General features: G+C 68.2%; 15 protein-coding genes. 11 read left to right on the forward strand and 4 right to left on the reverse strand.

What is annotated here, in order from left to right; all coding sequences use genetic code 11:
- Positions 1–240: 240 nt before the first annotated feature.
- From ileS to GO592_RS08935, 3 genes are all read left to right on the forward strand, one after another.
- Positions 241–3,375: an isoleucine--tRNA ligase gene (gene ileS / locus GO592_RS08925; RefSeq protein ID WP_007297436.1), complete on the forward strand. Its 3,135-nt coding sequence runs from the start codon at positions 241–243 to the stop codon at positions 3,373–3,375.
- 31 nt (positions 3,376–3,406) lie between these two features.
- A complete protein-coding gene (locus GO592_RS08930; protein ID WP_443218437.1) occupies positions 3,407–4,756 on the forward strand; it encodes a DNA polymerase IV in 1,350 nt (449 codons plus the stop codon).
- A 152-nt stretch (positions 4,757–4,908) separates the two neighbouring features.
- A complete protein-coding gene (locus tag GO592_RS08935) occupies positions 4,909–5,409 on the forward strand; it encodes a hypothetical protein (protein ID WP_005247603.1) in 501 nt (166 codons plus the stop codon).
- A gap of 100 nt (positions 5,410–5,509) precedes the next feature.
- On the opposite strand, the gene GO592_RS08940 is transcribed toward GO592_RS08935, so the two are convergent.
- Complete coding sequence (locus GO592_RS08940) at positions 5,510–6,262, reverse strand: sensor domain-containing protein (protein WP_039951287.1); 753 nt, start codon at positions 6,260–6,262, stop codon at positions 5,510–5,512.
- A complete protein-coding gene (locus GO592_RS08945) occupies positions 6,262–7,215 on the reverse strand; it encodes a hypothetical protein (protein ID WP_007297434.1) in 954 nt (317 codons plus the stop codon). Before GO592_RS08945 ends, GO592_RS08940 begins: the two co-directional genes overlap by 1 nt.
- 51 nt (positions 7,216–7,266) lie before the next feature.
- On the opposite strand from GO592_RS08945, the gene lspA reads away from it, so the two are divergent.
- The 5 genes from lspA to dnaE all read left to right on the forward strand — a co-directional run bounded on the left by lspA (position 7,267) and on the right by dnaE (position 14,014).
- The gene (lspA, locus tag GO592_RS08950) at positions 7,267–7,863 is read left to right on the forward strand and encodes a signal peptidase II (protein ID WP_186301130.1); all 597 of its coding nucleotides are present in this window, start codon (positions 7,267–7,269) and stop codon (positions 7,861–7,863) included.
- Positions 7,860–8,786, forward strand: a complete 927-nt coding sequence (locus GO592_RS08955) for an RluA family pseudouridine synthase (protein ID WP_005260233.1) — start codon at positions 7,860–7,862, stop codon at positions 8,784–8,786. Before lspA ends, GO592_RS08955 begins: the two co-directional genes overlap by 4 nt.
- 1 nt (position 8,787) lies before the next feature.
- Positions 8,788–9,465: a hypothetical protein gene (locus tag GO592_RS08960; RefSeq protein WP_050998617.1), complete on the forward strand. Its 678-nt coding sequence runs from the start codon at positions 8,788–8,790 to the stop codon at positions 9,463–9,465.
- Complete coding sequence (gene rarD / locus GO592_RS08965) at positions 9,462–10,379, forward strand: EamA family transporter RarD (protein ID WP_039951272.1); 918 nt, start codon at positions 9,462–9,464, stop codon at positions 10,377–10,379. Before GO592_RS08960 ends, rarD begins: the two co-directional genes overlap by 4 nt.
- A gap of 98 nt (positions 10,380–10,477) precedes the next feature.
- Positions 10,478–14,014: a DNA polymerase III subunit alpha gene (gene dnaE, locus GO592_RS08970; RefSeq protein WP_007297430.1), complete on the forward strand. Its 3,537-nt coding sequence runs from the start codon at positions 10,478–10,480 to the stop codon at positions 14,012–14,014.
- 3 nt (positions 14,015–14,017) lie between these two features.
- Here the strand turns inward: dnaE and GO592_RS08975 are convergent, their stop codons facing one another.
- Positions 14,018–14,254: a hypothetical protein gene (locus GO592_RS08975; protein ID WP_007297429.1), complete on the reverse strand. Its 237-nt coding sequence runs from the start codon at positions 14,252–14,254 to the stop codon at positions 14,018–14,020.
- Between the two features lie 171 nt (positions 14,255–14,425).
- Here GO592_RS08975 and GO592_RS08980 point away from each other — a divergent pair, with 171 nt between their 5' ends.
- The 3 genes from GO592_RS08980 to ilvA are packed head-to-tail and all read left to right on the forward strand — an operon-like array spanning position 14,426 to position 18,086.
- A complete protein-coding gene (locus GO592_RS08980; RefSeq protein WP_007297428.1) occupies positions 14,426–14,860 on the forward strand; it encodes a nitroreductase family deazaflavin-dependent oxidoreductase in 435 nt (144 codons plus the stop codon).
- A 54-nt stretch (positions 14,861–14,914) separates the two neighbouring features.
- Positions 14,915–16,690: a pyruvate dehydrogenase gene (locus GO592_RS08985; RefSeq protein ID WP_007297427.1), complete on the forward strand. Its 1,776-nt coding sequence runs from the start codon at positions 14,915–14,917 to the stop codon at positions 16,688–16,690.
- Positions 16,691–16,733: 43 nt separating this feature from the next.
- Positions 16,734–18,086, forward strand: coding sequence for a threonine ammonia-lyase IlvA (gene ilvA, locus GO592_RS08990; RefSeq protein ID WP_039951284.1), 1,353 nt, complete (start codon positions 16,734–16,736; stop codon positions 18,084–18,086).
- Positions 18,087–18,090: 4 nt separating this feature from the next.
- Here the strand turns inward: ilvA and GO592_RS08995 are convergent, their stop codons facing one another.
- A complete protein-coding gene (locus tag GO592_RS08995) occupies positions 18,091–18,615 on the reverse strand; it encodes a TetR/AcrR family transcriptional regulator (RefSeq protein WP_007297425.1) in 525 nt (174 codons plus the stop codon).
- Positions 18,616–18,677 lie beyond the last annotated feature (62 nt).

Below are 18,677 nucleotides of genomic sequence, written 5' to 3' on the forward strand. Positions count from 1 at the left end.
CTAGACTGCATTCAGCGAATAATTCAGTAACCGAGTTTCGCGGCGACGATCCGGCCATCACCGGGGAGCCTTCGGAAGAACGGCCGGTACGCCGGCTCAGTAGAACCGAACGGGTGGGCCCGTCACAGCCCGGCACCGAGAGGCGCCCTCCGGGGTGCAAGCGGGGTGGTACCGCGGTGGTGACGCAGGAGGCGTCTCCGTCGTCCCCGTGCCGAGTACGTCAGGCACGAGGAGATCGCGGTGACCGACACCAGCAACGTGACCAGCAGCAACGAGTCCTACCCCAAGGTCGACTACGGCGTCTCCCAGGATGCGGGTGTCCGGTTCCCCCAGATCGAGCAGCGTGTGCTGGCCGGCTGGGACGAGGACGACACCTTCCGGGCATCGGTCGCCCAGCGCGACGACGCCCCCGAATTCGTGTTCTACGACGGTCCGCCGTTCGCGAACGGTCTCCCGCACTACGGCCACCTCCTGACGGGGTACGTCAAGGACCTGATCCCGCGGTTCCAGACCATGCGCGGCAACAAGGTCGAGCGCCGATTCGGCTGGGACTGCCACGGACTGCCCGCCGAACTCGAGGCGGAGAAGCAGCTCGGGATCAAGGACAAGTCCGAGATCGACGTCATGGGTCTCGAGAAGTTCAACGAGTACTGCAAGTCCTCCGTGCTGCGGTACACGGACGAGTGGCGCGACTACGTCACCCGGCAGGCCCGGTGGGTCGACTTCGACAACGATTACAAGACCCTGGACCTCGACTTCATGGAGTCGGTCATGTGGGCGTTCAAGGAACTGTTCGACAAGGGCCTGATCTACCAGGGCTTCCGTGTGCTGCCGTACAGCTGGTACGAGCAGACGCCGCTGTCGAACCAGGAGACCCGGCTCGACGACGCGTACAAGATGCGCCAGGATCCCGCCGTCACGGTCGACATGCCGCTGCACGGTGAGGGCCCGCTCGACGGCGCCAACGCGATCATCTGGACCACCACGCCGTGGACGCTGCCGTCCAACCTCGCTGTCGCGGTGCACCCGGACATCGACTACGTCCAGGTGACGGGCGCCGACGGCAAGCGCTACGTGCTCGCCAAGGATCGGCTGGGTCACTATGCCCGCGAACTCGGCGAGGCACCCGAGGTGCTGTCGGAGCACAAGGGTTCGGACCTCGTCGGGCTCCGCTACGACCCGCCGTTCGACTTCTTCGTCGGACACGAGAACGCGCACCGCGTCATCTCCGCCGACTATGTCACCACCGAGTCCGGTACCGGAATCGTCCACCTTGCACCGGCTTTCGGTGAAGAGGACATGGAGTACTGCACGGCGAACGGAATCGAGATCGTGCAGCCGCTCGACCCGGGCGGCAAGTTCACGGCGATGGTGCCGCCCTACGAGGGTCTCCAGGTGTTCGACGCGAACCCCGTGATCATCAAGGACCTCAAGGCTGCTGGAAAGTTGCTGCGGCACGAGACGATCGAGCACTCGTACCCGCACAGCTGGCGCAGCGGGCAGCCGCTGATCTACATGGCGGTCCCGTCGTGGTTCGTCGCGGTCACCAAGTTCCGCGACCGCATGGTCGAGCTGAACCAGGACATCACGTGGGTCCCCGAGCACATCCGCGACGGACAGTTCGGCAAGTGGCTCGAGGGCGCGCGCGACTGGAACATCAGCCGCAACCGATACTGGGGCAGCCCGATTCCGGTGTGGGTGTCCGACGACCCGGCGTACCCGCGCACGGACGTATACGGCTCGCTCGACGAACTCGAGCGCGACTTCGGTGTGCGCCCGACGGATCTGCACCGGCCGATGATCGACGACCTGGTGCGTCCGAACCCCGACGACCCCAGCGGGAAGTCGATGATGCGGCGCGTGCCCGAGGTCCTCGACTGCTGGTTCGAGTCCGGGTCGATGCCGTACGCGCAGGTGCACTACCCGTTCGAGAACCGCGAATGGTTCGACAGCCACTTCCCGGGCGATTTCATCGTGGAGTACAACGGCCAGACCCGCGGCTGGTTCTACACGCTGCACGTGCTGGCGACGGCGCTGTTCGATCGTCCCGCCTTCAAGACCGTTGCGGCCCACGGCATCGTCCTGGGCGAAGACGGCCTGAAGATGAGCAAGTCCAAGGGCAACTACCCGGACGTGAAGGAGGTGTTCGAGCGCGACGGCTCGGACGCCATGCGCTGGTTCCTCATGTCCTCGCCGATCCTGCGCGGGGGGAACCTCGTCGTCACCGAACAGGGCATCCGCGAGGGTGTCCGGCAGGCGCTGCTGCCGCTGTGGAACGCGTGGAGCTTCCTGCAGCTGTACGCGCCGACATCCGGTGAATGGCGCACGGATTCGACGAATGTCCTGGACCGGTACATCCTCGCGAAGCTGGCCGGAACCCGGGACGCCATCACCGGCGCGCTCGAGACGAACGACATCGCCGGGGCGTGCGACGAACTGCGCACGTTCTGCGACGCGCTGACGAACTGGTATGTGCGGCGGTCGCGTTCGCGCTTCTGGGACGAGGACAAGGACGCCGTCGACACCCTCCACACGGTGCTCGAGGTGGTCACCCGGCTCGCCGCTCCGTTGCTGCCCCTGATCAGTGAGGTGATCTGGCGGGGGCTCACCGGCGGACGGTCCGTGCACCTCGCGGTCTGGCCGGCCCAGGGTGGGCTGCCGGCGGATGCGGAGTTGGTGTCTGCGATGGACGAGGTGCGGTCGGTGTGCTCGACGGTGCTGGGCCTGCGCAAGGCGCAGAACCTCCGGGTGCGGCTGCCGCTGCCCGAGGTGACGGTCGCGTCCGACGACGCGGAGCGCCTGCGCCCGTATCTGGGTCTCATCGCCGACGAGGTCAACGTCAAGAAGGTCGACCTCACCACCGACGTGGACGTGCACGGCCGGTTCGAGCTCGTCGTCAACGCGCGCGCCGCGGGGCCGCGCCTGGGCAAGGACGTGCAGACCGTCATCAAGGCCGTCAAGGCCGGTGACTGGTCGGAGAACTCGGACGGCGTCGTGGTCGCGGCGGGGATCGAGTTGCTGCCGGAGGAGTACACGCAGCGGCTGGTCGCCGCCGAACCGGAGTCGACGGCAGCCCTGCCCGACGGGGCCGGTCTGGTCGTCCTGGACTCGGCGGTCACCGAGGAACTGGAAGCCGAGGGGTGGGCGAAGGACCGTATCCGCGAGTTGCAGGACGCGCGCCGCGCCGCCGGGCTCGAGGTGTCCGACCGGATCACCGTCGTCCTCGACGTGCCCGCGGAACGGCGGGACTGGGCGCTCGCGCACCGGGAGCTGATCGCCGGCGAGATCCTCGCCGTCGAGCTGGAACTGGCCGAGGCGCCGGGCGACGCCGTCGAACTCGGTGAGGGTGTGCGGGCGGCGATCGCCAAGGCATGACCTGTCGGACCGGGCGGGTATTTTGCACCAGGTGAGTCGTCGGTGGGTGTTGCACCTCGACATGGACGCGTTCTTCGCGTCGGTCGAGCAGCTCACCCGGCCGACGCTCCGCGGCCGCCCGGTTCTCGTCGGTGGTCTCGGCGGACGCGGTGTCGTCGCCGGGGCCAGCTACGAGGCGAGGGTCTTCGGCGCGCGTTCGGCCATGCCGATGCATCAGGCCCGCAGGCTGGTGGGTCCGGGCGCGGTGGTGCTGCCGCCGCGGGGCCGCCTCTACGGCATGTTGAGCAAATCCGTGTTCGACGCTCTCCGCGGCCCGATGCCGGTGCTCGAGCAACTGTCGATGGACGAGGCATTCGGCGAACCGACCGAGCTGGCCGGGGCGGATGCGGCCACGGTGCAACGCTATTGCGAGGGACTGCGCGCCCTCGTGCTCGAGGAGACGGGACTGGTCGCGTCCATCGGCGCCGGGTCGGGCAAGCAGGTGGCCAAGATCGCGTCCGGTCTGGCCAAACCCGACGGGATCACGGTGATCCCGCCGGACGAGCAGCATGCCGTGCTGGACGAGCTTCCGGTGCGGAAACTGTGGGGCATCGGCCCGGTCGCGGAGGAGAAGCTCAAGCGGCTAGGCATCGAGACCATCGGCGGTTTCGCGCGGACCCCGGAATCGGAGGTGGCGTCCATTCTGGGCACCACGGTCGGACCGGGCCTGCACCGGCTGGCGCAGGGCATCGACAATCGGCCGGTCGCCGAACGCGCCGAGTCCAAACAGGTCAGTGCGGAGACGACTTTCGCCACCGACATCGTCACGATGGCCGAGTTGCGGGGTGCCGTCGAGTCGAGCGCGGCGTCCGCGTTCGGGCGCCTGCAGAAGGACGGCCGGGCCGCGCGGACGGTGGTGCTGAAGCTGAAGAAGGCGGACATGAGCATCGTGACGCGCTCGGTCACGCTGCCCTACGCGACCCTCGACCGTCAGATCCTCGTCGCGGCGGCGCAGCGGCAGGTGATCGATCCGCTCGAACTCGGGCCGGTGCGTCTGGTCGGGGTGGGATTCGCCGGACTGTCGACGGTCCGCCAGGGCTCGCTGTTCCCCGAGCTGGACCTGGACGTCCCGGGCTATCAGGAGTCGAAGATCACGGAGGCGGGCCCCGACGACGGCCTCTCCGCGCCCACTCCCGCACCCGCCCGGGCGATCGACACGCGGTGGCATCCCGGTCTCGACGTGACGCACCCGGACTTCGGTCACGGCTGGGTGCAGGGGGCCGGCCACGGTGTCGTGACCGTCCGATTCGAAACGCGCACAACGGGTCCGGGGAAGGCGCGGACCTTCAAGGAGGACGACGTGCAACTCGAACGGGCCGATGTGGAAGGCTCGCTCGAGTGACCGGACCCACCGCCCGGACGACGGAGTGGAGACCGGCTCCACGAGAAGGTAGCCTCGGGCGCTGATGCTTACCCTTGGGTAACGTTGGCCCGGGTAGCGATAGATGCTCAGATCGTCCGAGAACGAACACCGAGAATGAAGAGGTTATTGAGTTGAAGCTTCGTAAGATCACGGTTGCCGGAGTAGCAATCGCCGCAGCCCTCACGATGTCCGCGTGTGGCTCCGACGAGAGCGACACGGCGACCAAGACCACGACGACGACTTCCGCAGCTGCCGAGACCTCGGAAGCCATCGAGGTGCCCACCGCGGCCGATCTCAACGCGCTTCTGGTGCAGGGCCTCGATCCGGCCACGCCGCTCGAGGTCAAGTCCGCCATGGTCGAGGGTTCGGAGCAGGATCCGGAGCTCATCAACCAGGTCGCCGCCGCCGCGAAGGCCAACAACGCCGAGGTCACCGTTCTCGACCCGGTCATCGACAACGGTGACGGCACCGCCAGCGGCCAGCTGCAGCTGACCGTCAACGGCCAGGTCCAGCAGGGTGGCGTTCCGGCCATATTCGTTCCCGGCGAGAACGGAACGTGGAAGCTGTCGAAGATCACCGCATGCCAGATCGTGTCGCTCGCGCAGCTGACCTCGCCTGCATGCCCTGCCTGATTCCAGGCCGAACCGTGCGGTCCTGACGGATCGCCGCGTTCCCGCACCGATGCCGGTGTCCCCTCGGGACACCGGCATCGGTCGTTCGCGGCTGGTCGGTTCAGCCGGCAGGGGCGGGCGCGAGCTTCGATACGGCGGTGCTCGTCAGGTCGTCGAAGACGCCGGCGTCGATCGGGTCCTGGCCCGTCGCGACCAGCTGGGTGACGGTGCTCCCGACGACGACCACCACCACGTCCGAGACCAGACTGACGCCCTCGCTGGTGGTGACGAGCCGGAACGCCACCGACGCGTCACCCGCGGGCTGCTGCTCGCGGCCGCCGACCCGGTACTGCACCTGCACGCCGTCGGCGTCCGTGCCGGTGTACTCGGTGCAGCCCACCAGCCGGTCCTGCACCGCCGCGAAGGCCTGGGATGCGTCGGCGCCGGTGCCGTAGCTCGCCGCGTCCTGGTCGATGGTGGCGAACTCCGGGCCGGTGAACCAGTCGGACGCCGACGCCACCGCGCCCGCACGCTGATCCGCGACGGGCGACAGCACCGCGCCGCATTCCGCGGGGTCCGTGCTCGACTTGTCGGAGTCCGCCGACTCCGACGCCGGAGGCAGCCCCAGATCGTCCTCGGGGTCGGGCGCGGGGGTGAATCCGACGGGAAGGTCGCCGACGTCGAGGAGGGCCGCCTTCAGGGCGGCCTGATCGGCGAACGGTGTGCCTGCCGCGTCCGGTGCTGCGGTCACCACCGGTCCGAGCGGCGCGAGTGAGGCGGTGTCGCCGGCGTCGCCGGATGCGTTCGACGAGCACGCCGACAGCGCGAGCACGGCGAACAGGGAGCAGGAGACGGCGACGGGTCCGCGGCGCATCAGGAATCCCACCGGACCGAGTTCGACGTGGTCTGGTGCAGGCGGGTGGCGCCGTCGGGGTCGCTGTACTCCTGGTCGCCGCCCACGGTCACCGTCCCGGCGACGGGCAGCGGCAGGCCGAGGTCGACGGTCATGGTGCCCGAACCGTGCATCACGTACTGGTCGACGTTCAGCGTGCCTGCCTCCCCGGGCAGCTCCCAGACGGGGGACTTCGGCTTCTGGTCGATCGTGTAGTCGACGGTGAGACGGTTGCCGTCCCGGGCGGTCAGGGTGGCCACGGTGGTCTGGTCGAGGGCGATGCCGCTCATCACCTGCTGGCGGATCGTCCACTGGGCGCCCACTCCGACGGGCTCCGCAGGAAACGGGACCGTGCGATACACGGCCTGGTAGAACGCCTGCTCGATCGCGGAGCGCGCGATGTCCTGGGTTTCGGCGTCCGGACGCAGTCGCAGCGCGGTGATCGCACCGGTGGGGTCGACTGTGAAGCCGGCGCCCGAACCGGCGCTGGCTTCGAGCGCGCTGCCGAGGCGGTCGTCGGGGCTGGTGACGTCACCGAGCGTGAGGTCGACGGTGGTGCTGCCGTCCGTGTCGTCGCTGGCCTGCCCGACGGCGGCGGTGAGGGGGAGTGTGATCTCGGGTGAGGAGAAGTCCTGGGCGGGCTGGTCGTCGATCTGCTGGAACACCTGCGCGCCGGTGGTCAACTGCACCTGCTGCGTGACCCCCGCCGGCGGTCTGCGTCGGATCATCTCGCGCGGCTCCTCGCCGGGCTGGATCAGTTCGACGGTGGTGGCGGAGATCGGGACGGTCACTTCGGCGGGAGTGGACGTGGACCCTGCGGGGTTCGACTCCGAGGAGTCGCCGTCACCTCCGCACCCGGCGGTCAGAGCGACCAGGGAGAGGGTTGCGGCGAGTAGGCAGAATCCGGGTCGCAGAGCATTCGAGAACAGTGGCACGCCCCCAGGCTAGTGCGCGCGGGAGCGCGTGAACGGAGGCTTGCCTCCGTAGTGGATGATGAACGGGTGAGTCAAGACCCCACGGCAGAGAACGAGACCGACGCAGAAGACCGAAACGACGGTGACACGTCCGGCACCGCAGCGCCCCGGCCGGTGCAGCATCAGCGCAGGCTGCTGCTGTTCGTGATCGCCGGTGCCGTCCTGGCCGCGGACCTGCTGACGAAGATCCTCGCCGTCGCCAACATCGAGCCCGGCCGGCCGGTCTGGCTGATCGGGGACATCGTCTCGCTGCGGCTCGTGCGCAACCCGGGTGCGGCGTTCTCCATGGCCACCGGCATGACGTGGCTGCTCACGCTCGTCGCTGTGGGTGTGGTGATCGGCGTCGTCCGCATCGGCCGCACGCTGCGGTCGCCGTGGTGGGCACTCGGTCTGGGGCTGGTACTCGGAGGCGCCCTCGGCAACCTCGTCGACCGGTTCTTCCGGGCGCCGGGAGTGATGCAGGGTCACGTCGTCGATTTCGTGTCCGTCGGCTGGTGGCCGGTGTTCAACGTGGCGGATTCCGGCATCGTGTGCGGTGCGATCCTGCTCGTCGTGCTCACACTGATAGGGCTGGAACCGGACGGAACACGTAAGGGGGTAGAGAAGTGAGGGAAACACGGTCGATGCCGGTCCCGGACGGGCTCGAAGCGATGAGGGTCGACGCCGGCCTCGCTCGACTACTCGGTCTGTCGCGCACCGCGGTGGCTCAGCTCACGGAAGAGGGTTCGGTGCTCGTCGACGGCGCACCCGTCGGCAAGTCCGACCGCCTGTCCGCAGGCACCTGGCTCGAGGTGGAACTGCCGGAACCGCCGCGGCCGCTGACCATCGAGGCGGAACCCGTCGAGGGCATGGAAATTTTGTACGCCGACGACGACGTGGTCGCCGTCGACAAACCGGTGGGTGTGGCCGCCCACGCCAGCGTGGGCTGGACCGGTCCGACCGTGATCGGCGGTCTCGCCGCCGCGGGCTTCCGGATCTCGACGTCCGGTGCGCACGAACGCCAGGGCATTGTGCACCGGCTGGACGTCGGCACGTCCGGGGTGATGGTGGTGGCCACGTCGGAACGCGCCTACACACTCCTCAAGCGCGCATTCAAGCAGCGGACCATCGACAAGCGGTACCACGCGCTGGTGCAGGGGCACCCGGACCCGAGCAGCGGAACCATCGACGCGCCGATCGGCAGGCACCGCAGCAACGACTGGAAGTTCGCCGTCACCGCGGACGGCAAGCCCAGCATCACGCACTACGACACGGTCGAGGCGTTCCAGGCGGCGAGCCTGCTGGACATCCACCTCGAAACGGGCCGGACCCATCAGATCCGCGTCCACTTCGCCGCACTGCGGCACCCGTGCTGCGGCGACCTCACATACGGGGCCGATCCGCGGCTGGCGGAACGTCTCGGACTGGAACGGCAGTGGCTGCACGCCCGGTCGCTCGGTTTCGCGCATCCCGCGGACGGGCGGTGGGTCGAGATCACGTCCAAGTACCCGAAGGATCTCGAGGACGCTCTCGGGGTTCTGCGGGCGAGCTGAGGTGAGGCGCCCGTACCCGGGCGGTACCGCGGTGCCGGCAGTGCTCACCGCCGTCGCCCTGATCGCGGTGACGGTCGTGCTCGGAGTACTGCACCCTGTCCGGCGGGCGCCCGTGTCGACGGACACGCTGGGCCCGGACAACGGGGAAGTGGTGGCCGACTACCTGGCCCGGGCGGACCGGTCGCTCGACGCGGCGGACGCGCGCCGCGAACAGTGGGCGCTGGTTTCGTTCACGCGTCCGGTGACGACGGACGTCGTCCGGGACGCCGCGTCCGGCACCCGGGTGTCGCAGGTGCTCTTCCGTGTGCCCCTGGACCGGGTGCAGACCCCCCTCGTTCCCGTGTCCGTCGCGGCAGGCGATGCGGCGCTCGCACGGGCGAGCGTCCTGGCCGCCGGACGCGCCCAGGCGATGACGGGCGAAACGGAGCGGCAGGCGCAGATCGCGGCGGTGTCGTCGGCGGAACTCGCCCGGAACTGCGCGTGCGTGATCGGTGTCGTCGTCCGCGGTGATCACGAAGCCCTCACCGCACTGCGGTCCGCCCCGGACGTCCGGGCGGTCGAGGCACTCGGCGCCGACGCCGTCGCCGGGCGATTCGCCGTGCGCCCGCTGCTGCCGGAGCAGGTCGAGATCGTCGCGCCCGGCCCCGACGACGGCATCGTCCCGGGGAGCGGTTCGTGAAGGCGAGGAAGGCGGAAACCGTGGGCGCCGCCTGCGGAGTCGGCGCCTACGTGCTGTGGGGCGCGTTCCCGGCGTTCTTCGGATTGCTCGGCCCGGCCGGATCGGTGGAGATCCTCGCGCACCGGGTGGTGTGGACGCTCGCGCTCATGTTCGTCGTCCTCGCGGTCTCGGGCCGGCTCCGGTCGCTGCGCGGGCTGAGTCCGCGCACCTGGCTGCTGGTCACGGCCGCGTCGACGGCCATCGCGGTGAACTGGGGCACCTACATCTACGGGGTCACCTCGGACCGGGTGGTCGAGACCGCGCTCGGCTACTTCATCAACCCGTTGGTGAGCGTGCTGCTCGGGGTCGTGATCTTCCGGGAACGGCTCGTTCCCGCCCAGATCGTCGCGCTCGCGCTCGCCGCCGCCGCGGTGGTCGTGATCACCGTCGACTACGGACATCCGCCGTACATCGCGCTGACCCTGGCCGCCTCGTTCGCGCTGTACGGGCTGTGCAAGAAGGTGATGCCGCTCGACCCGCGGACGAGCCTCACCGCCGAGGGAATCGTGGCCGCGCCCGTCGCGATCGGCTACCTCGTGTTCCTCGCCCTCACCGGGGCAGGCACGTTCCTCGGGTTCGGGCTGGGTCACACCCTGCTGCTGATGGCCGCGGGACCGGTGACCGCGCTGCCGCTGTTGCTGTTCGGCGCGGCCGCGCAACGGGTGCCGTTGCGCACACTCGGCATGCTGCAGTACCTGACGCCTGCGCTGCAGATGGCGTGGGGCGTCGCCGTTCTCCACGAGGACATGCCCGCGTCGCGGTGGATCGGTTTCGCGCTGATTTGGGTGGCACTCGCGATCTTCAGTACCGATGCGCTGGTACGGGTCCGGCGCGAGCGGCGAAATACCGAACCGTCCCAGGCGCCCGTCCAGTAACTCGCGTCACGACTTCTCCGACACCCGCCGTCGGCGACCGGTGCTGTCGGTCCGAGGGCCTACACTCGTGAGGCTCCCAGACCTTCAGAGAGGCGCACGTGGCTGACTCGTTCGTACATCTGCACAATCACACCGAGTACTCGATGCTCGACGGTGCGGCCAAGGTCGGCCCCCTGTTCGAAGAGGCCGAGCGACTGGGGATGTCGGCGGTCGGCATGACCGACCACGGCAACATGTACGGCGCCAGCGAGTTCTACAACGTGGCGAAGAAGCAGGGCATCAAGCCGATCATCGGCATCGAGGCGTACATCGCGCCCGAGTCCCGCTTCAACACCAAGCGCGTGCTGTGGGGCGACCGCAGCCAGAAGTCCGACGACGTCTCCGGTAGCGGCGCGTACACCCACATGACGATGGTCGCGGAGAACGCGACCGGTCTGCGGAACCTGTTCAAGCTGTCCTCGCTCGCGTCGATCGAGGGCCAGCTCGGCAAGTGGGCGCGGATGGACGAAGAGCTCATCGCCACCCACCACGAGGGCATCATCGCGACCACGGGATGCCCGTCCGGTGAGATCCAGACCCGGCTGCGACTCGGCCACGACCGCGAGGCGCTCGAGGCCGCCGCCAAGTGGCAGGAGATCTGGGGCAAGGACAATTTCTTCCTCGAGCTGATGGACCACGGACTGTCGATCGAGCGACGAGTGCGTGAGGGCCTGCTCGAGATCAGCAAGAAGCTCGAGATTCCGCCGCTCGCCACCAACGACTGCCACTACGTCACCAAGGAAGCCGCGGAGAACCACGAGGCGCTCCTCTGCATCCAGACCGGTAAGACGTTGTCCGACCCCACCCGGTTCAAGTTCGACGGCGACGGCTACTACCTGAAGCCGGCCGCGGAGATGCGCGCGCTGTGGGACGACCAGGTGCCCGGCGCGTGCGACAACACACTGCTGATCGCCGAGCGGGTCCAGTCGTACGACGACGTGTGGGCGCACCACGACCGGATGCCGATCTTCCCGGTCCCCGAGGGCGAGACGCAGGGCACCTGGCTGCGCAAGGAGGTCATGCGCGGACTGGACCGCCGGTTCCCCGACGGACCGCCCGAGGAGTACCTCGCCCGCGCCGACTACGAGATCGGCGTCATCCTCGAAATGGGTTTCCCCGCCTACTTCCTCGTCGTCGGCGACCTCATCAACCACGCGCGGGAGGTCGGCATCCGCGTCGGCCCCGGCCGAGGCTCGGCGGCGGGTTCGCTCGTCGCCTACGCGATGGGCATCACCAACATCGACCCCATCCCGCACGGCCTGCTGTTCGAGCGGTTCCTGAACCCCGAACGCGTCTCCATGCCCGATATCGATATCGACTTCGACGATCGCCGTCGCGGCGAGATGGTGCGCTACGCGACGGACAAGTGGGGCAGCGACCGCGTCGCCCAGGTCATCACGTTCGGCACCATCAAGACGAAGGCGGCCATCAAGGACTCCGCCCGAGTCCAGTTCGGCCAGCCCGGTTTCGCGATCGCCGACCAGATCACGAAGGCGCTGCCGCCGCCGATCATGGCCAAGGACATCTCGGTGTCCGGCATCACCGACCCGAACCACGAGCGCTACAAGGAAGCGGTGGAGGTTCGCGCCCTCATCGACTCCAACCCGGACGTCGCGAAGATCTACCAGACGGCCAAGGGGCTCGAGGGCCTGATCCGTAACGCCGGCGTCCACGCCTGCGCGGTCATCATGTCGTCCGAACCGCTGATGGATGCGATTCCCGTGTGGAAGCGCGCCCAGGACGGCGCCATCATCACCGGCTGGGACTACCCGTCGTGCGAGGCCATCGGCCTGCTGAAGATGGACTTCCTCGGACTGCGGAACCTCACCGTCATCGGTGACGCCATCGACAACATCAAGGCGAACCGGGGGATCGATCTCGATCTCGACACCCTCGCGCTCGACGACCCGGCCACGTACGAACTGCTCTCGCGCGGAGACACTCTCGGCGTGTTCCAGCTCGACGGCAGCGCGATGCGCGACCTGCTGCGCCGCATGCAGCCCACCGGTTTCGAGGACATCGTCGCGGTGCTCGCGCTGTACCGGCCCGGTCCGATGGGCATGAACGCGCACAACGACTACGCCGACCGCAAGAACGGGCGGCAAGAGGTCAAACCCATCCACCCGGAACTCGAGGAGCCCCTGAAGGAGATCCTGGCCGACACGTACGGCCTGATCGTCTACCAGGAGCAGATCATGCAGATCGCTCAGAAGGTGGCCGGGTACTCGCTCGGACAGGCCGACATTCTCCGCCGCGCCATGGGTAAGAAGAAGCTCTCGGTGCTGGAGGAGGCGTATGCCGGTTTCCGCGAGGGCATGCTCGCCAACGAATTCTCCGAGCCCGCCATCAAGGCGCTGTGGGACACCATCCTCCCGTTCGCCGGGTACGCGTTCAACAAGTCGCACGCCGCCGGGTACGGCCTGGTGTCGTTCTGGACCGGGTATCTCAAGGCCAACTATCCGGCCGAGTACATGGCCGGTCTGCTCACCTCGGTCGGTGACGACAAGGACAAGGCCGCCGTCTACCTCGCGGACTGCCGCAAGATGGGGATCACGGTGCTGCCGCCGGACGTCAACGAATCGGAGGTCAACTTCGCCTCCGTCGGTGAGGACATCCGGTTCGGCATGGGCGCCGTCCGCAACGTCGGCGCCAACGTCGTGGGCTCGATCATCAAGGCGCGCAAGGAGAAGTCCAAGTTCGTCGACTTCTCGGACTACCTCAACAAGATCGACGCCGCCGCCTGCTCCAAGAAGGTCACCGAATCGCTGATCAAGGCAGGCGGATTCGACTCGCTGGGCCATCCGCGCAAGGGACTCATGCTCGTCCACGCCGACGCCATCGACGCGGTGATGGGCACCAAGAAGGCGGAGGCGATCGGACAGTTCGACCTGTTCGGCGGCGACGACGCCGACGAGTCGATCTCCTCGGTGTTCAACGTGAAGATCCCCGAGGAGGAGTGGGACTCGAAGCACCGGTTGGCGCTGGAACGGGAAATGCTGGGCCTGTACGTGTCCGGGCACCCACTCAACGGCGTCGAACACGTGCTGTCGGCGCAGTCCGACACCGCGATCCCGACCATCCTCGAAGGCGACATCAAGGACGGCACCCAGGTCACCGTCGGCGGCATCCTCGCGTCGGTGAATCGGAGGATCAACAAAAACGGTCTCACCTGGGCGTCCGCGCAGCTCGAGGATCTGACCGGTGGTATCGAGGTGCTGTTCTTCCCGCAGGCCTACTCGGTCTACGGGATGGATGTCACGGAGGACTCCGTCGTGCTCGTCAAGGCGCGCGTGTCGATCCGTGACGATCGGATCTCACTCATCGCCAACGACCTTGCGGTGCCGGATCTCTCGGCGGTGGGGGTCGCGAAGCCGCTGGCGGTCAGTCTGCCGCTGCGTCAGTGCACCAAGGACAAGATCGGCGCGTTGCGTCAGGTGCTCACACGCCATCCGGGCACGTCGGACGTGCACGTGCGGTTGATCGGCGGCACCGAGGTCACGTTGTGGAAGGTGGACGACGTGCTCCGGGTGGAACCGTCGTCGGCGTTGATGGGTGATCTCAAGGCGTTGCTCGGACCGAGCTGCCTGTCCGTGTGACGGTCAGGGGCGCGGCGGGAAGAGGCGCCGCGCCCACCACACCACGACGGCCACCGCGGCGGCGGTGAGTATGGCCGCCTGCAGCGTCTGAGTGACCACGAGGACCGTGACGAAGACCAGCAGCGCGACGGCCAGTGCTTCCAGCTTGTAGAGGGGCCACTCGGCGCCGGCGAGATCGACGGTGCGCGGGGGGTCGCTGCGGCGAACCTCGCGGCGCAGCCATGCGTCGTGTGTGGTCATCGCAGGTCACCTCACTGACGGGGACCGGGGGAGTGGACGTCCCCCGCGTGGGATCAGGATACTCGGAACCCGGAGTTCGGCGCAACGAACAAACGGATGCGGTTCTTCGCATGTGCGCTCGTTCGGTGGAATCGGTGGCGCGTTCTCGCGGATCAGGTGTTGACTGGACGCATGCCACTCACAGGTGAATACGAACCCAGTCCGTCCAAGTGGGCAGCAGATCAGGCCGAGTTGATGGAATCCACCGATGGAGCCAAGGGCACGACGCTGGGCGGCAGGCCTGTCGTCCTGCTGACCACGCGCGGCGCGAAATCGGGCAAACTCCGCAAGACGCCGTTGATGCGTGTCGAACACGACGGGACGTACGCGATCGTCGCCTCGCTCGGCGGTGCACCCAAGAACCCGGTCTGGTACTACAACGTGAAGGCCGAACCGCACGTCGAACTCCGTGACGGCTCGACCACACGGGACATGGTGGCCCGTGAGGTGACCGGCGACGAGAAGGTGACGTGGTGGGACCGCGCCGTCGCCGCGTTCCCGGACTACGCCGAATATCAGAAGAAGACCGATCGGGAGATCCCGGTGTTCGTGCTCGAACCCGCCTGACGCCCGCACCGCCGCTGTCCTTCGCCGTTCGACCGTCCCCCGACCGGAGGCCCGATGAGAGCGAAAACCGTTGCCGATCAGCTGGTACGTCAACTCCAGGACGCCGGCGTCCAGCGGATCTACGGAATCGTGGGCGACAGTCTCAATCCCGTCGTCGACGCGGTCCGGCGGTCGGGTGGCGCGGCGAAGGGTGGAATCGACTGGATCCACGTGCGTCACGAGGAGGCCGCCGCGTTCGCCGCGGCAGCGGAGGCGCAGGTCACCGGCAAACTGGCGGTGTGCGCCGGCTCGTGCGGTCCGGGAAATCTGCACCTGATCAACGGTCTCTACGACGCGGACCGCTCGGGGGCGCCCGTACTTGCGATCGCGGCGCAGATCCCGAGCGAGCAGATCGGTCTCGGCTTCTTCCAGGAGACCCACCCGGACCGCCTGTTCGTCGAGTGCTCCCGGTACGCGGAGCTGATCGGCAGTCCCGCCCAGGCGCCGCGCGTGACGGCGTCCGCTATCGCGCACGCGACCGCGCTGTCCGGTGTCTCGGTGATCACCCTTCCGGGCGACATCGCGGACCGCCCCGCCGAGGGACAGGCACCGTCGGTGCCGCGCACCGGCGTACCGGCGATCGTGCCCGACCAGGCCGACGTGCGGGCGCTCGCCGACGCCGTGAACGGGGCGGGAAAGGTCGCGATCTTCGCCGGCGAGGGCGTGCGGGAGGCTCGAGAGGAGCTGCTGAGCCTGGCCGACGCGATCGGTGCGCCGATCGGCCACACGCTCCGCGGGAAGGAATGGATCCAGTACGACAACCCCTTCGACGTCGGGATGACGGGACTGCTGGGATACGGGGCGGCCCACGACGGCATGCACGGCGCCGACCTCCTGCTGCTCGTCGGAACCGACTTCCCGTACAACCAGTTCCTGCCCGACGGAGTCCGCACTGCGCAGATCGACTGGGCCGCACAGCGAATCGGGCGGAGAACGAACGTCGACCTGGCCGTGCACGGCGACGTGGCGAGCACGCTGCGTGCCCTCGCCCCGTTGATCCGGCGGAAGGACGATCGCCGATTCCTCGACGACATGCTCGAGAAGCACCGGACGCTGATGAACAAAGTGGTCGGTGCGTACACGAAACCCGCGAAGCAGCGCATCCCGATCCACCCGGAATATGCGGCGTCGATCCTCGACGACCTCGCCGCCGAGGACGCGATCTTCACCACCGACACGGGAATGTCGAACGTCTGGACGGCGCGCTACCTGACGCCGAACGGGTCGCGGCGTTTCCTGTCCTCGGCCCTGCACGGATCGATGGCGAACGCCCTGCCGCACGCGATCGGCGCCCAGGTGTGCGCGCCGGGCAGGCAGGTGGTCTCCGTGTCGGGCGACGGCGGGCTGTCGATGCTGCTGGGAGAACTGGTGACGGTCGCGATGTACCGGCTCCCGGTCAAGATCGTGGTGTTCAACAATTCCACTCTGGGCATGGTCAAGCTGGAAATGCTGGTGGACGGGCTGCCGGATTTCGGGGTCGACGTCGCGCCCGTCGACTACTCGGCGGTGGCGTCGGCACTGGGCATCTTCGCCCGCCGGATCGAGGATCCGGCCGACATCGAATCGGGTCTGCGGCAGGCGTTCGATCACGACGGACCGGCGCTCGTCGATCTGGTCACCGACCCGCTGGCGTTGTCGCTGCCGCCGACCATCACGGGCGGGCAGGTCACCGGTTTCGCGTTGGCGCTGTCGAAGATGGTGATGAACGGCGGTGTCGGCGAGGCCGTGAAGATGGCGAAGTCGAATGTCCGCAACGTGCCGCGACCGTCCCAGTTCGATCCGCGCGGCTGAACCCGACTGGTATCCCATGGCTGGAGAGTGGGAACATATCCGGGTGTCCACATCGCCCGATACCGCAGCCCAGAACATCACCTCGCCCCTGACAGTGGGCGATATCGACGCTGCCATCGAGCGAATTTCCCACGTGATCGACGCGACCCCGCTGCAGCGGAGCGAGCGCCTGTCGTCGCTGACCGGCGCGAACGTCTACCTCAAGCGCGAAGACCTGCAGGTCGTCCGCTCCTACAAGCTGCGCGGCGCCTACAACCTCATGGCCCAGCTCGATGCCGGCGAGCGTGCGGCCGGAGTGGTGACGGCCAGCGCGGGCAACCATGCGCAGGGCGTCGCTTTCGCCTGCCGGACAATGGAAATCACGGGCCGCATCTACGTTCCGTCGAACACCCCCAAGCAGAAGCGTGACCGCATCCGCGCGCACGGCGGCGAGTTCGTCGAGCTGATCCTGACGGGGGAGACGTACGACGCCGCTGCCGCTGCGGCCGCGGCCGATGTGCGGCGGACGGGCGCGACGATGGTGGCGCCGTTCGACGACGCCCGTACCGCAGCCGGACAGGGCACCATCGCCGCCGAGATCCTCGCGCAGCTCGGTGCGGCCCCCGATTCCGTGCTGGTCCCGGTCGGTGGCGGCGGATGCATCGCCGGCATCGCCACGTATCTGCGTGCGCACGCACCCAATGCGGCCATCGTCGGGGTGGAGCCGACGGGGGCGGCGTCGATGACGGCGGCCCTGGTGGCCGGTGGTCCCGTGACGTTGACGGAGATCGACCCGTTCGTCGACGGCGCGTCGGTGAAACGGGTCGGCGACCTTCCCTACGCCGTGGTGTCCGCCCTCGGCGCCGAGGTCGCGACGCACACGTCGCTGGGCCAGTCCGACCGGTCGACCACGATCCGGCTCGATCCCGAGAGCTTCGTGATGGCCAACCTCGACGAAGGTGCGTTGTGCACCACGATGCTCGAGCTGTATCAGAACGAGGGCATCATCGCCGAGCCCGCGGGCGCCCTGTCGGTGGCGGCCCTCGGCAACATCACGTTCGAGCCGGGTTCCACGGTGGTGTGCCTGATCTCCGGGGGCAACAACGACGTCTCGCGGTACGGCGAGATCCTGGAACGCTCGCTGGTGAATCTCGGCCTGAAGCACTATTTCCTCGTCGATTTCCCGCAGGAGCCGGGCGCGCTGCGCCGCTTCCTGGACGAGGTGCTCGGGCCCGAGGACGACATCACCCTGTTCGAGTACGTGAAGCGCAACAACCGGGAGACCGGTGCCGCCCTGGTGGGTATCGAGCTGGGGAAGGCCGAGGGGCTCGGCGACCTGCTCGAGCGGATGGAGCAGTCCCGGATGCAGGTGGAACGCCTGGAGCCGGGGAGCCCCGCGTACCGCTACCTCACCTGAGCCGCTACTTCTGCAGCAGCCGCGCGACCACCTTGTTGTACAGCTCGGGCTCGGGCATGGGGAGCCCGAGCAGTGCGGACAGGTAGATGCCGTCGCCGACGAGCCGCACGATCTCGGCCTGCACGGGGTCGTCGATCTCGCTCTGGAGACCTTCGTCCCAGCCGCGCATCACCTCGGTGACGGCTTTCTGGATCTCGTCGTGCTGACCGTCGACGCTCCGTAGCGCGGCGATGGTCGAACGGTAGAGGGCGAGTTCCTCGGTGGTGCTCGCGTCCGGAACCTGTAGATACCACTCGGACAGCGAGGTGCCGCCGGAGACGGCGTCGGCGCGCTGGGCGTCCGCCCGTTCGCCGAGCCGGCGCACCATGGCGGCGAGCAGCGATTCCTTGCTGGGGAAGTGGTAGAGCAGTCCGCCTTTGGACACCCCGGCCTCCGCGGCGACGGATTCGAGGGTCACCTGGGCTATCCCCACGTCGAGCAGCAGCTTCTCGAGGGCGTCGAGTATTCGATCGCGCGTTCCGGCAGCCATGGAGAGGGACTGTACCCGGGAAATAACTTTACCGTCCGGACGGTTCACGGTAATGTAACGGA

The sequence above is a fragment of the Rhodococcus sp. 21391 genome (assembly GCF_016772255.1).
Lineage (GTDB): Bacteria > Actinomycetota > Actinomycetes > Mycobacteriales > Mycobacteriaceae > Rhodococcus_F > Rhodococcus_F opacus.